At 64.9% G+C, this 12530-nt stretch carries 10 protein-coding genes and 1 pseudogene; 3 read left to right on the plus strand and 8 right to left on the minus strand.

What is annotated here, in order from left to right; translation table 11 throughout:
• Nucleotides 1–124 precede the first annotated feature (124 nt).
• The 6 genes and pseudogenes from metH to ACHMWQ_RS19955 form a co-directional block, all read right to left on the minus strand.
• Nucleotides 125–3864 (minus strand): annotated as a pseudogene (metH, locus tag ACHMWQ_RS19930) (methionine synthase).
• An 8-nt stretch (nucleotides 3865–3872) separates the two neighbouring features.
• Nucleotides 3873–4307: a type II toxin-antitoxin system VapC family toxin gene (locus ACHMWQ_RS19935; protein WP_396308799.1), complete on the minus strand. Its 435-nt coding sequence runs from the start codon at nucleotides 4305–4307 to the stop codon at nucleotides 3873–3875.
• Complete coding sequence (locus ACHMWQ_RS19940; protein WP_396308800.1) at nucleotides 4300–4542, minus strand: type II toxin-antitoxin system Phd/YefM family antitoxin; 243 nt, start codon at nucleotides 4540–4542, stop codon at nucleotides 4300–4302. Before ACHMWQ_RS19940 ends, ACHMWQ_RS19935 begins: the two co-directional genes overlap by 8 nt.
• Nucleotides 4543–4608: 66 nt before the next feature.
• On the minus strand, nucleotides 4609–5538 hold the full coding sequence (gene metF, locus ACHMWQ_RS19945) for a methylenetetrahydrofolate reductase [NAD(P)H] (RefSeq protein WP_396308801.1): 930 nt from the start codon (nucleotides 5536–5538) through the stop codon (nucleotides 4609–4611).
• Complete coding sequence (locus tag ACHMWQ_RS19950) at nucleotides 5538–6542, minus strand: metalloregulator ArsR/SmtB family transcription factor (RefSeq protein ID WP_354550440.1); 1005 nt, start codon at nucleotides 6540–6542, stop codon at nucleotides 5538–5540. The genes metF and ACHMWQ_RS19950 overlap by 1 nt, the downstream gene beginning before the upstream one ends.
• A gap of 168 nt (nucleotides 6543–6710) precedes the next feature.
• Nucleotides 6711–8171, minus strand: a complete 1461-nt coding sequence (locus tag ACHMWQ_RS19955) for a catalase (RefSeq protein ID WP_354550442.1) — start codon at nucleotides 8169–8171, stop codon at nucleotides 6711–6713.
• Between the two features lie 155 nt (nucleotides 8172–8326).
• On the opposite strand from ACHMWQ_RS19955, the gene ACHMWQ_RS19960 reads away from it, so the two are divergent.
• The gene (locus ACHMWQ_RS19960) at nucleotides 8327–9271 is read left to right on the plus strand and encodes a hydrogen peroxide-inducible genes activator (protein ID WP_396308802.1); all 945 of its coding nucleotides are present in this window, start codon (nucleotides 8327–8329) and stop codon (nucleotides 9269–9271) included.
• A gap of 67 nt (nucleotides 9272–9338) precedes the next feature.
• Nucleotides 9339–9638 carry a hypothetical protein gene (locus ACHMWQ_RS19965; protein WP_396308803.1) on the plus strand — a complete coding sequence of 100 codons (300 nt, stop codon included), beginning with the start codon at nucleotides 9339–9341 and terminating at the stop codon, nucleotides 9636–9638.
• 51 nt (nucleotides 9639–9689) lie between these two features.
• On the opposite strand, the gene tam is transcribed toward ACHMWQ_RS19965, so the two are convergent.
• A complete protein-coding gene (tam, locus tag ACHMWQ_RS19970) occupies nucleotides 9690–10460 on the minus strand; it encodes a trans-aconitate 2-methyltransferase (protein ID WP_396309492.1) in 771 nt (256 codons plus the stop codon).
• 649 nt (nucleotides 10461–11109) lie between these two features.
• On the opposite strand from tam, the gene ACHMWQ_RS19975 reads away from it, so the two are divergent.
• Nucleotides 11110–11811: a phosphotransferase gene (locus ACHMWQ_RS19975; protein ID WP_396308804.1), complete on the plus strand. Its 702-nt coding sequence runs from the start codon at nucleotides 11110–11112 to the stop codon at nucleotides 11809–11811.
• Nucleotides 11812–11815: 4 nt separating this feature from the next.
• On the opposite strand, the gene ACHMWQ_RS19980 is transcribed toward ACHMWQ_RS19975, so the two are convergent.
• On the minus strand, nucleotides 11816–12520 hold the full coding sequence (locus ACHMWQ_RS19980; protein WP_396308805.1) for an aspartate/glutamate racemase family protein: 705 nt from the start codon (nucleotides 12518–12520) through the stop codon (nucleotides 11816–11818).
• Nucleotides 12521–12530: the final 10 nt, after the last annotated feature.

A 12530-nucleotide genomic window follows, 5' to 3' on the forward strand; every position in this document is an offset into this window, starting at 1 on the left:
GCTTCTGAGACGGAAAGCCGGGGAGGACAAAGGCTGTCCCTAGCGGATTCGGAGCCCGGTGCCAGACCCGTTCGGGGCGAGAGGCCTGCATGCCGTCCTTCGTCAACGGCATGCAGGCTAAGGCCTATTCGGCCGCTTCGACCCGGATCGGATCGTAGTTCAACACCGGCGCCAGCCAGCGCTCGGCCTCGCGCAGTTCCCAGCCCTTGCGGGCGGCATAATCGGCGACCTGATCGGCCTCGATCCGGCCAACGCCGAAATAATAGCTTTCGGGATGGCCGATATAGAGGCCCGAGACGGACGAGCCTGGCCACATGGCGAAGCTCTCGGTCAGCAGGATGCCGGCCTGCTTCTCCGCGTCGAGCAGGTCGAACAGCGTCCGCTTCTCGGTATGGTCGGGCTGGGCCGGATAGCCGGGCGCCGGGCGAATGCCGGCATAGCTCTCGCGGATCAGTTCCTCGTTGGTCAGCGTCTCGTCGGCCGCATAGCCCCAGAATTCGCGCCGCACGCGCTGGTGCATCCGCTCGGCAAAGGCTTCCGCCAGACGGTCTGTCAGCGCCTGGCTCAGGATCTTCGAGTAATCATCATTGGAGCGGTTGAAGCGTTCCGCCATGACTTCCTCGCCGATGCCGGTGGTGACGGCGAAGCCGCCGACATAGTCGCCGATCCCCGTCTCCTTCGGCGCGACGAAATCCGACAGCGCGACATGGCGGCGCTTGTCGGTCGAGCGGGCGATCTGCTGGCGCAGCGTGAAGAAGGTCGCGAGGTCCTTGTCGCGCGCATCGTCTGCATAGAGCGCGATGTCGTCGCCGACCGAGTTGGCCGGCCAGAAGCCGATCACGGCATTGGCCGAGACCCATTTCTCCTCGACCATCTGCTTCAGCATCGCCTGCGCGTCGTTGAACAACGAGCGGGCAACCTCGCCGACCTTCTCGTCCTCGAACAGCAGCGGATAGGTGCCCTTGATCTCCCAGGTCGAGAAGAACGGCGTCCAGTCGATATAGGGGACGAGCTCGGCGATCGGATAGTCCTTGAACACCTTGGTGCCGAGGAAGCTCGGCTTGACCGGCTTGTAGTTCGTCCAGTCGAGCTTCAACCCGTCGTCGCGGGCGGCGGCCAGCGTGATGCGGCGCTTGTTTTCCTGCGCGCGGGCATGCGCGTCGGCGATCTTCACATAATCGGCCTGCACGTCGGCGACATAGCTTGCCTTGTCGCGGCCGAGCAGGCTCGACGCGACGCCGACGGCCCGGCTGGCGTCGAGCACATAGACGGCCTGGCCCTTGGCGTAGTTCGGATGGATCTTGACGGCGGTATGCACTTTCGAGGTCGTGGCGCCGCCGATCAGCAGCGGGACATGGAAGTCCTCGCGCTCCATCTCGGCCGCGACATGGCACATCTCGTCCAGCGAGGGGGTGATGAGGCCCGAGAGGCCGATGATGTCGACATTCTCGGCCTTGGCGGTGGCGAGGATCTTCGCCGCAGGCACCATGACGCCGAGGTCGATCACCTCGAAATTGTTGCACTGGAGCACGACGCCGACGATGTTCTTGCCGATGTCGTGCACGTCGCCCTTCACCGTCGCGAGAAGGATCTTGCCCGCCGAGGACGAACCGGTCGTGCCAAGGCGGCGCTTCTCCTCCTCCATGAACGGCATCAGATAGGCGACGGCCTGCTTCATCACGCGGGCGGATTTCACCACCTGCGGCAGGAACATCTTGCCGGCGCCGAACAGGTCGCCGACGACGTTCATGCCGGCCATCAGCGGGCCTTCGATGACGTCGAGCGGCCGGCTCGCCTTGGCGCGCGCCTCCTCGGTGTCAATCTCGATGAAATCGGTCAGGCCGGAAACCAGCGCATGCTCCAGCCGCTTCTCGACCGGCCATTCGCGCCAGGAGAGATCCGCTTCCTTCTTGGAACTCGCGCCGCCCTTGAAACGCTCGGCAATCTCCAGCATCCGCTCCGTGCCATCGGCGCGGCGGTTGAGGATCACGTCCTCGCAGAGGCCGCGGAGTTCCGGATCGATATCGTCATAGACCGGCAGAGCACCGGCATTGACGATGCCCATGTCCATGCCGGCGGCGATGGCATAGTAGAGGAACACCGAGTGCATCGCCGCGCGAACACTCTCATTGCCGCGGAACGAGAACGACAGGTTCGAGATGCCGCCGGAAATATGCGCATGCGGCAGGTTCTGGCGGATCCAGCGCGTCGCCTCGATGAAGTCGACGCCGTAATTATTGTGCTCCTCGATGCCGGTCGCGATGGCGAAGACGTTCGGATCGAAGATGATGTCTTCCGGCGGATAGCCGATCTCGTCGACGAGGATTTTGTAGGCGCGGGCGCAGATCTCGGTCTTGCGCTCGAACGTGTCGGCCTGGCCCTTCTCGTCGAAAGCCATGACGACGACGGCCGCGCCATAGCGGCGGAGCTTGCGCGCCTGCTCGCGGAACTGGTCCTCGCCTTCCTTCATCGAGATGGAATTGACGATCGGCTTGCCCTGAACGCATTTCAGGCCGGCCTCGATCACTGACCATTTTGACGAGTCGATCATCACAGGCACCCGGGCGATATCCGGCTCGGCCGCCAGCAGGTTGAGGAAGGTGACCATCGCCGCTTCGGAATCGAGAAGGCCCTCGTCCATGTTGACGTCGAGGATCTGCGCGCCGTTGGCGACCTGTTCGCGCGCGACGTCGAGCGCCGCCGAATAGTCGCCGGCGGTGATCAGCTTGCGAAACTTGGCCGAGCCGGTGACGTTGGTGCGTTCACCGATATTGACGAAGACGGCGGTCGAAGAGGTCATGAGGCGAGTTCAAACGGTTCGAGGCCGGAAAGGCGCAATTTGGGAGAGACGGTGGGCAGGACGCGCGGCGCGAGTCCCTTGACCGCTTCGGCGATCGCGTGGATGTGGTCCGGCGTCGTGCCGCAGCAGCCGCCGACGACGTTGACCAGGCCGGACTGCGCGAATTCGCCGACCAGCACGGCCATGGCAGCCGGGCTCTCGTCATATTCGCCGAATTCGTTCGGCAGGCCGGCATTCGGATAGGCGCAGACCAGCGTGTCGGCGACGCGCGAAATCTCGTCGATATGGGCGCGCATCTCGCGGGCGCCGAGCGCGCAATTAAGGCCGATCGAAAACGGCCGCGCATGGCGCAGCGAATACCAGAACGCCGTCGGCGTCTGGCCGGAAAGCGTGCGGCCGGAAAGGTCGGTGATCGTGCCGGAAATCATCACCGGCAGTTCGATCCCCTTCTCGTCGAACACATCTTCGACGGCGGCGACCGCCGCCTTGGCGTTCAGCGTGTCGAAAATGGTCTCGATCAGGATGATGTCGGCCCCGCCATCGACCAGCCCGCGCGTCGCGTCGGCATAGGCATTGCGCAGATCATCGAAGGTGACCGCGCGAAAGCCGGGATTGTTGACGTCGGGCGAGATCGAGGCGGTACGGTTGGTCGGCCCGATGGCGCCGGCGACGAAGCGCGGCCGCCCTGTCGCGGCGGCGACCGCATCGGCCGCCCGCTTGGCGACGCGCGCGCCTTCGAGGTTCAGCTCGTAGGCCAGTTCCTCCATGCCGTAATCGGCCTGGGCGATGGTGGTCGACGAGAAGGTGTTGGTCTCGACAATGTCGGCGCCGGCCTCGAAATACTGGCGGTGGATGCCTTCGATGGCGTCCGGCTGCGTCAGGATGAGCAGGTCGTTATTGCCCTTGAGGTCGCGATGCCAGTCCTTGAAGCGCTCGCCGCGGAAATCCGCTTCCGAGAACTTCAGCTGCTGGATCATCGTCCCCATGGCGCCATCGAGCACGAGAATGCGCTCGGAAGCGGCGCGCTTCAGGGCGAGGGTTCGTTGGTCTTGATTCGTGCTCATCACCATCCTCATTCGTGTTCCGGGATTGGCGCCCACGGATTGATCAGTGCCACGCCCGTATCCTTCACGTCGGCGACGTTTCGCGTCACCAGAGTCATTTTATGCGCCAACGCGGTCGCGGCGATCAGCGTGTCGATCACCGGGCGAGAACGCTGAACTGAAAGAGCCCCCCAGATATGGGCAGCCTTTGCGTCAACCGGCAGCACCCGATCGAAAAACGCCGCCTCGACCTCGTCAATCCATTCGAACAGGCGACCGGACAAAACGGCATCGGATCTGCGCTTCAACTCGGCTCCGCGCCGCAACTCTCCGATCGTCAGAGCGCTGACGAACATCTTGTCGTCTTCCAGTCCATCGACGAACGCCCGGACATGCCGATGCGCCTGCTTCCGTCGGATCTCGGAGACCACATTCGTATCAAGAAGATAGCCGGCCTCACTCAAGATCAATCTCGCGCGGCAGCTCCTTCGACCGTTCGATATCGATGTCGAACCTCGGACCGTTCAGCAAAAAGTCCTTGAAGCTCCGCTTCTTAGCGAGAGACTCATATTCGTCAATCGAGATCACCACGGCCCGCGCCTTGCCGTGGCGCGTGATCGTCTGCGGCCCCTCGCTGATAGCGCGGTCAATAACCTCGCTCAGCTTCGTCTTCGCTTCCTGCACCTGCCACGACGCCATCCGCTGCACTCCCGCCGATCAAACCGACCATAAATATAGTCGTTCTGACCAGAACTTACATCCGCCTTACGCGGCCGCCTCTGACTTGGACACGGACGCCGCCACCGGCCGCATGCCGAGCAGGTGGCAGATCGCGTAGACGAGATCGGCGCGGTTCATCGTGTAGAAATGGAACTCGTTGACGCCGCGGTCGACCAGGTCGAACACCTGCTCGGCGCAGACCGCAGCCGCCACAAGCTGGCGCGTCGAGGCGTCGTCCTCGAGCCCTTCGAAGCGGGCCGCGAACCAGGATGGAATGCTGGCGCCGGCCTTCTCCGCGAACTTCGCCGTCTGGGTGAAATTGATCACCGGGACGATGCCCGGCACGATCGGGATGGTAATACCCGCCGCCGCCGCGCGGTCGAGGAAGGCGGCGTAGAGATCATTGTCGAAAAAGAACTGGGTGATGGCGCGTGTCGCGCCGGCGTCGACCTTGCGCTTCAGATTGTCCAGTTCCGTCTGCCAGTCGCGGCTTTCGGGATGGCGTTCGGCATAGGCGGAAACCGAGATCTCGATCTCCGGATGGCGGCGGCGGATGGCCGTCACCAGGTCGGACGCCTGGGCGTAGCCCTCGGGATGCGGCTGGTAGATGGTGCCGATGCCGGCGACCGGATCGCCGCGCAGCGCCACGATGTGGCGCACGCCCGTCTCTGCATAACCGTCGACGACGGCGTCGATCTCGGCCTTGCTGGCACCGACGCAGGTCAGATGCGCCGCCGGCTTCAGCGCCGTTTCCTTGAGGATGCGCGACACGGTGGCATGCGTCCGCTCGCGCGTCGAACCGCCGGCGCCATAGGTCACCGAGACGAAGGACGGCGAGAGCGGCGCCAGCCGCTCGATCGAACTCCACAGCGTCTCTTCCATCGCTTCCGTCTTGGGCGGAAAGAACTCGAAGGAGACCTTCAGCCCCGATGCGCCGACACCATTGCGGCTCGCCCGATCGATCGTCTCACGCATCACGCCGTCTCCAACCCCTTCGAAGCTCCGGCAACGACAAAGCGCGGATCGCGCGCCAGCCAGAGCGTTACTGTCAATTGTTCCGCCGCGGACTTGGCCGCGAGATCGGTCGCCTCTTCGAGCACGAGGCCCGCCTGCTCGATCCAGCCGCGCATCACCTCATGCGAGAATCCGAGACGGCGATGCGCATGGCGCTCGCGCAGGAATTCCAGCCCATGCGGGGCGAAGTCGACGACCAGCAGCCGGCCGTTCGGGCGCAGCACGCGCGCGGCTTCCGCCAGCGCCACGGCCGGATCGTCGAGATAATGCAGCACCTGGTGGATCGCCACGAGATCGAAGCTGTCACGCGGCATCGGCAATTTCATGATGTCGCCATGGCGGATCTGCGCGTGGCTGACGCCGGCCTTGTCGAGATTGGCGCGGGCGACCGAGAGCATCGCCGTCGAGGAATCGATGCCGACGCCCTTGTGATAGAGCGGCGCCAGCAGTTCCAGCATCCGGCCCGTGCCGGTGCCGATATCGAGGAAGCTGTCGATCGGCCGGGTGCCGAGGATCGAGCGCATCGCCGCCTCGACGGCCGTATCCGGCACATGCAGCGAGCGGATGGTGTCCCAGTCGGCGGCGTTCTCGGTGAAATAACGGGCGGCATTCTGCGCGTGCTCGCGCTTGACGCCGGCGAGCCATTCGCGGTCGCGCGCCAGCGCGGTGTCGGCGGGATCAGCGAGCCCGACCAGATCCTGGACCAGCCGCCGTTCGGCGCTCGATTCGGAAATGCGGTAATAGACCCAGGCGCCCTCGGGATTACGCTCGATCAGACCGGCCTCGGTCAGGAGCTTTAGATGGCGCGAGATGCGCGGCTGCGACTGGCCGAGAATGGCGGTCAGATCCTTGACGGAAAGCTCGCCGGCCGACAGCAGCGCCAGGATGCGATAGCGCGTCGCCTCACCCGCCGCCTTCAGCGCCGTGATGATCGCGTCTGTCGAGAGAGCCGCCTGGCCCGCCATATGCTTCGCTCCGCTCGTCCGAACCCACGGCGGGAGGCCGCCATCGAACGGCAGAAGATATAAACATATCTTTATATCTGTAAAGGGCCTTGTCGGCGATCGCGGTTGCCCCGGAACGCAAAAAGGGCGGCGCTGAGGCGCCGCCCTTTCGATGCAGGGTCGACAGGCTTACTCGGCTGCGGCTGCGAGCCCTTCGGCAGACAGACCAAGCTTGGTCGCGACGCCGATGCCGTATTCGCGGTCGGCGCGGTAGAAGTGCACCAGCTGACGATTGATGATCTCGACCGGGACGCCCTGCATGGCGGCAGCGAGATTGCTGAACAGGCGGTCCTTCTGCTCGGCATTGAACAGGCGGAACAGGTCGCCCGGCTGCTTGTAGTCGTCATTGCCGATGCGGTGGTTATAGCGGTCCGCATCACCCTGGATCTTCAGCGGCGGCTCGGCGACGGCCGGGTCCTGCTTCGGGCCGTTGAACGAATTCGGCTCGTAATAGGCGTCGTTGTTGGTCGCCGGCGGGAAGAAGCGCATCGCGCCGTCCTTGTGGTAGTTGTGTACCGGAACCTTCGGCGCATTGACGGGCAGCGCCTCGTAATGCGTGCCGAGCCGGTAACGGTGGGCGTCCGCATAGGAGAAGATGCGCGCCTGCAGCATCTTGTCCGGCGAGAAGCCGATGCCCGGAACGATGTTGGACGGCGAGAAAGCGACCTGCTCGATCTCCGCGAAATAGTTTTCCGGATTGCGGTTCAGCTCGAGGATGCCGACGTCGATCGGCGGATACTCGGCATGCGGCCACACCTTGGTGAGGTCGAAGGGGTTGTAGGAAGTCTTGTCGGCGTCCGTTTCCGGCATCACCTGGACCTGAACGGTCCAGCGCGGGAACTCATGCTTCTCGATCGCGCCGAACAGGTCTTCCTGCGTCGATTCGCGGGTCTTTCCGACGACATCGGCGGCTTCCGCATTGGTCCAGTGTTCGTGGCCCTGCTGCGTCTTGAAGTGGAACTTGACCCAGAAGCGCTCATTCTCGGCGTTGATGAACGAATAGGTGTGCGAACCGTAGCCGTTCATCTTGCGCACGGAGGTCGGCAGGCCGCGATCCGAGAACAGGATCGTCACCTGATGCAGGCTCTCGGGCGACAGAGACCAGAAATCCCACATCGCCGTCGGCGAGCGAAGATTGGTCTTGGGATGGCGCTTTTGCGTGTGGATGAAGTCGGGGAACTTCAGCGGATCGCGGACGAAGAACACCGGCGTGTTGTTGCCGACGAGGTCCCAATTGCCGTCCTCGGTGTAGAACTTGAGGGCGAAACCGCGCACGTCGCGCTCGGCGTCGGCGGCGCCGAGTTCGCCGGCCACCGTAGAGAAGCGGGCAATCATCGGCGTCTGCGCACCTGGCTGCAGCGCCTTGGCCTTGGTATATTTCGAGATGTCGCCAGTGACGGTCAGCGTGCCATAGGCGCCCCAGCCCTTGGCATGGACCACGCGCTCCGGGATCCGCTCGCGATTCTGGTGTGCAAGCTTCTCGACCAGCTGCCAGTCCTGCAGGAGGACCGGTCCGCGCTCGCCCGCCGTCAGAGAATTCTGGTTATCCGCAACCGGCGCGCCGGCCGTTGTCGTCAGTTTGTCTGTCATGGCGCCCTCCAAGGGTATTTGGCGACATTCGAGCCGCCTTCGACATGGCCGTAAGATGCCATGCGATTAGACCGGTTCCAAATCATATTGAATGCGACTATCGATAAGAATAACTTATCGGCCATGATCTGGATCAATTCCAAACGGCAAAAATCGTGATCACGCTCCGGCAGTTGCGCTATTTCGAGGCTGTGGCGCGCCACCTGCATTTCGGCAAGGCTGCGGCCGAATGCGCCGTGACGCAGCCGGCCCTGTCGCAGCAGATCGGCGAACTCGAGGCGACGCTCGGCGTACCGCTGCTGGAGCGGGGCTCGCGCCGCATCGCCGTGACGCCCAAGGGCGAGGAAGTGGCGCGGCGGGCGCTTCGCATTCTGGGCGAAGTGCGGGACCTGACGGATTACGCCCGCCATGGTGGCGGCGTGCTGTCCGGGCCGCTGCGCATCGGCGTGATTCCCTCGATTGCCCCCTATCTGCTGCCCAAGGCGCTGCCGCTGGTCCAGCACACCTATCCCGCGCTCGAACTGCAACTGCGCGAGACGCACACCAGCGCGCTGGTCGACGAACTGGCGCAGGGAAAGCTCGATGTGGTGCTGATGGCCCTGCCGGCGAGCGATTCGGGCTTCGAGAGCCTGCCGCTTTTCGTCGATCGCTTCCTGCTCGCGACCCAGGCCGGCATGCCGCCCTCCGCCGCCGCCTTCAGCAGCCCGGACATGATCCCGCCCGACCGGCTCCTGCTGCTGGAAGAAGGCCACTGCCTGCGCGACCAGGCGCTCACCTATTGCCGGATTCCGCGCTCGGAGAAGATGAACGGCTTTGGCGCGGCCAGCCTCTCCACCATCATGCAGATGGTGGCGAATGGCTATGGCGTAACCCTGCTGCCCGAAATGTGCGTGCCGATCGAAGCGCGCGACGAACGCATCGCGCTCTCGCGCTTCAGCGCGCCCGAGCCGCAGCGCGAGATCGGGCTGGTCTGGCGACGCTCGTCGCCGCGCCGGGCCGATTTCGAGGCGCTCGGCCGCCTGCTGGTGAAGGCTGCCTCCGACACGGCGCCGACCATCGAGACGGCGGCGAGGCCCGTCCCAGCCTTGGCCATCTCCTGACAAGGGGGTGGTGGCAACCCGATCCCGGCGACCTAGATGAATTCGGGTCCAAACCGGAAAGGGAAACATGATGCGATACACGCTGCTCGCCGTTGCCAGTCTCGCCGCGCTGACCCTCGGAGGTCCGGCACAAGCCAAGATCCCCCTGGTCAACGCCACCTGCCCGATGAACATTGAAGTCCACGCCGACGAGGGCGGCCCGATCTACATCAATGGCAAGGAAGGCAAGCTGAGGAAGTTCAACGACAACTACTTCGAGGCCAAGGGCGGCGGCGTGACCATCTCGCTGTCCATCAACCCCGATGGCACGGCGAGCGTGTCCTACACCGGCAAGCACGGCGCCAACGGCATCTGCACCGTCAAGTAGCGCCCTGCCCCAAGCTCTCTTGTGCCTGCCGGCCGCCTCTGTCGCGGTCGGCTATGCCTTGACCGCGATCAGGAACAGGCGCGGGAAACGCAGCAGGACTCGTCCGTCCGACATCGGCGGATAGCAGGCGGCGATCCGCTCCAGATAGGCTTCAAGGAACGCCTCGCGCAGGTCCGGCTGGATCGGCTCGAGATAGGGGCGCAGCCCCGTCCCCTTGACCCATTCGACGATCGCCGCCGCATCGGCGAGCGGGTGGTTGTAGATCGTGTGCCAGACATCGAGGCGGGCGGATTTCGGGCCGAGGGCTTCAAAATACCCCGCCGGCGACGGGAGCATCGGCCGACGGATGCCGCGATTGGCGAAAGCGCTGGCCCACGCCCCGGAATGCGCCACCTCTTCCATCAGCATATGCGTGGGTTCGCCGAGATTGTCCGGCATCTGTACGGCCAGCACGCCGCCCGGCTTCAGGCTGTCCATCAGGCGGACCAGCACGGCGAGATGCTCGGGCACCCACTGGAACACGGCATTGGCGAATAGCAAGTCGACGGGCTCGGCCGGCGCCCAGTCGGCGATGTCGGCTTCAAGGAAGGTGACGCCCGGCAGGCGCTTGCGCGCCGCAACCAGCATGTCCGGCGCCGAATCGATGCCTGTGATCGTGGCGCCGGGAAAGCGCTCGGCCAGAAGCTCCGTCGAGTTACCGGGGCCGCAGCCGAGATCGACCACCGACTGGGCGGCTTCGAGGGGAACCTGCGCCAGCAGGTCTCGTGCCGGGCGCGTGCGCTCGTCCTCGAACTTCACATATTGGCTCGCCGACCACGCCAGCTGATCCATGATGGCCCCCTTCTTTCATTTCCTGCGCCGCAGCCCAACTCCTTAAGTCCGCCTGCGTTCCGCGGATAGGAAATAGGCTCTCGTACCGTGCCGCATAGCCTCGCAGGCGGACAATAGGATGACAGTCTTCCCGGTCCCGCGCGTTGGCTTGAACCACCAGCCTTGGCGACGACCCATGTTGTGATGCGCATCACAGACAGGGACGGGACCGAATGACAATCTCCAATCAAGTCAAAGCCAAGGGAACAGCCGCCCGCAGGGCGACGAGGGCAGCCGACCCGCTGCCGCTTCCGTTGCTCGCACCCGGCAAGCCCCGTGGCCCGACGCAAGGACACCCGGACCCTTAGCCCCTCAACCGGGCCAAGGAAGGGCGAACGGCCCTGCCCCTGCCCCCCTAGACCCAGGCAGGGCCGTTCGCTGAAAGCATCGCCCGCTCGACGGGCCAACCGCCATACCGGCAGGGCCGGTGGGGCGGCGGACGGTTCCTGGCCCGCTGCGCCGCAGAGCGCGGGTCGGGGCCGTCCGCTGTTATTCCGCAAATGTCGGGCACGCTGCGATTTGCAGTGCGTCACGCCCCGCCTTCGGCGGCGCAGCAACACATTCGGTCGACATTGCCGCGAAAATGGCTACGACCGTTGCAATGAACGATCGATGCCCTCCCCTGCCGCCGGCTCTTCTGGACTATCTCGCCGCCGTGGAGCCGGGTCGAACCGTGCTGCATCGGCATGACGGGCAGGACGACGCGCAATCGGTGAGCTGCTCGGCCAGTCCGGCCGCCGCGAAGATCGCCTATTTCCACGATCCCCAGACGTCGAACCTCTACGAGATCCACTTCGACCAGCATTCCAGCTCGACGGTGCGCATCGACCTGAACCGGCTGGAGGTGCACAAGAAGCTCGCCCGCTTCATCGAGCACGGCATCGAGGGACGCGAAATCCGCTGGCTGACGGCCATGGCGCCGACCGGTGTGGTGCCGAAGCTGCTGGGGCATATTCCGGGCCTGCTGCGCATGGAATATGTCGGCGAACCGACCCGGCGTTACAACCTGCCGGCCAACTGGCGCGAGCAGGCCGAGGCGATCCTCGCGGCGCTGGCCTCGGTCGGCTGCTGCCACAACGACATCAAGTGCGACAACCTGATGGTGCGCGACGGCCGACTGACCCTGGTGGATTTCGGCTGGGCGACGGCCAAGGGAGACCCGATCCCCTCGCGCTGGCCCCAGGGCATCGGCCGCCAGCACCGGCTCGCCATCCACCGCTTCGACGACCGCCACGCGATCTTCGCCGCGCTAGAGTCCGCCGAGCGGGACGAGGTCGACCGCTCGATCGTGCTGCCGGCCTGAGGTCTCAGCCTTCGGAGAGCGCCCGCTCCACCGCCGCCTCTGCGTGGATCGTGGTCGTGTCGTAGAGCGGTACGGTGCTGTCCTCGGCCCCGACCAGCAGCATGATCTCGGTGCAGCCGAGGATGATCGCCTCGGCGCCGCGCTCCACCAGCCTCGCCATCACGGCGCGGTAGATCTCGCGCGACGAGGGCTCGACACGGCCCTGCACCAGCTCGTCATAGATGATGCGGTGCACCGCGGCGCGGTCGGCCTCGTCGGGAACCAGAACCTTGAGGCCGTGCTCGCTGGCGAGACGGCCCTTGTAGAAATCCTGCTCCATGGTGAAGGCGGTGCCGAGCAGGCCGACGCGCGTGACGCCGGCCGCCCGGATCCGTTCCGCGGTCGGGTCGGCGATGTGCAGCAGCGGAATATCGATCGCCGCCTGCACGTCACCCGCCATGCGGTGCATGGTGTTGGAGGCGACCAGCACGAAATCGGCCCCGCCGCGCTCCAGCCGGCGGGCGGCGTCGATCATCAACTTTGTCGCCTCGTCCCAGCGCCCGTCATGCTGCAGCGCCTCGATCTCGGCGAAATCGAACGACCACATCAGGATGCGGGCCGAATGCAGGCCGCCGAGCCGGGCGCGCACCGCTTCATTGAGGATACGGTAATATTCGGCCGAGCTTTCCCAGCTCAGGCCGCCGATCAGCCCGATCACCTTCTGCGCCATGCGGAATCCC

It is taken from the genome of Kaistia sp. UC242_56, from assembly GCF_044452255.1.
Taxonomy (GTDB): domain Bacteria; phylum Pseudomonadota; class Alphaproteobacteria; order Rhizobiales; family Kaistiaceae; genus Kaistia; species Kaistia defluvii_A.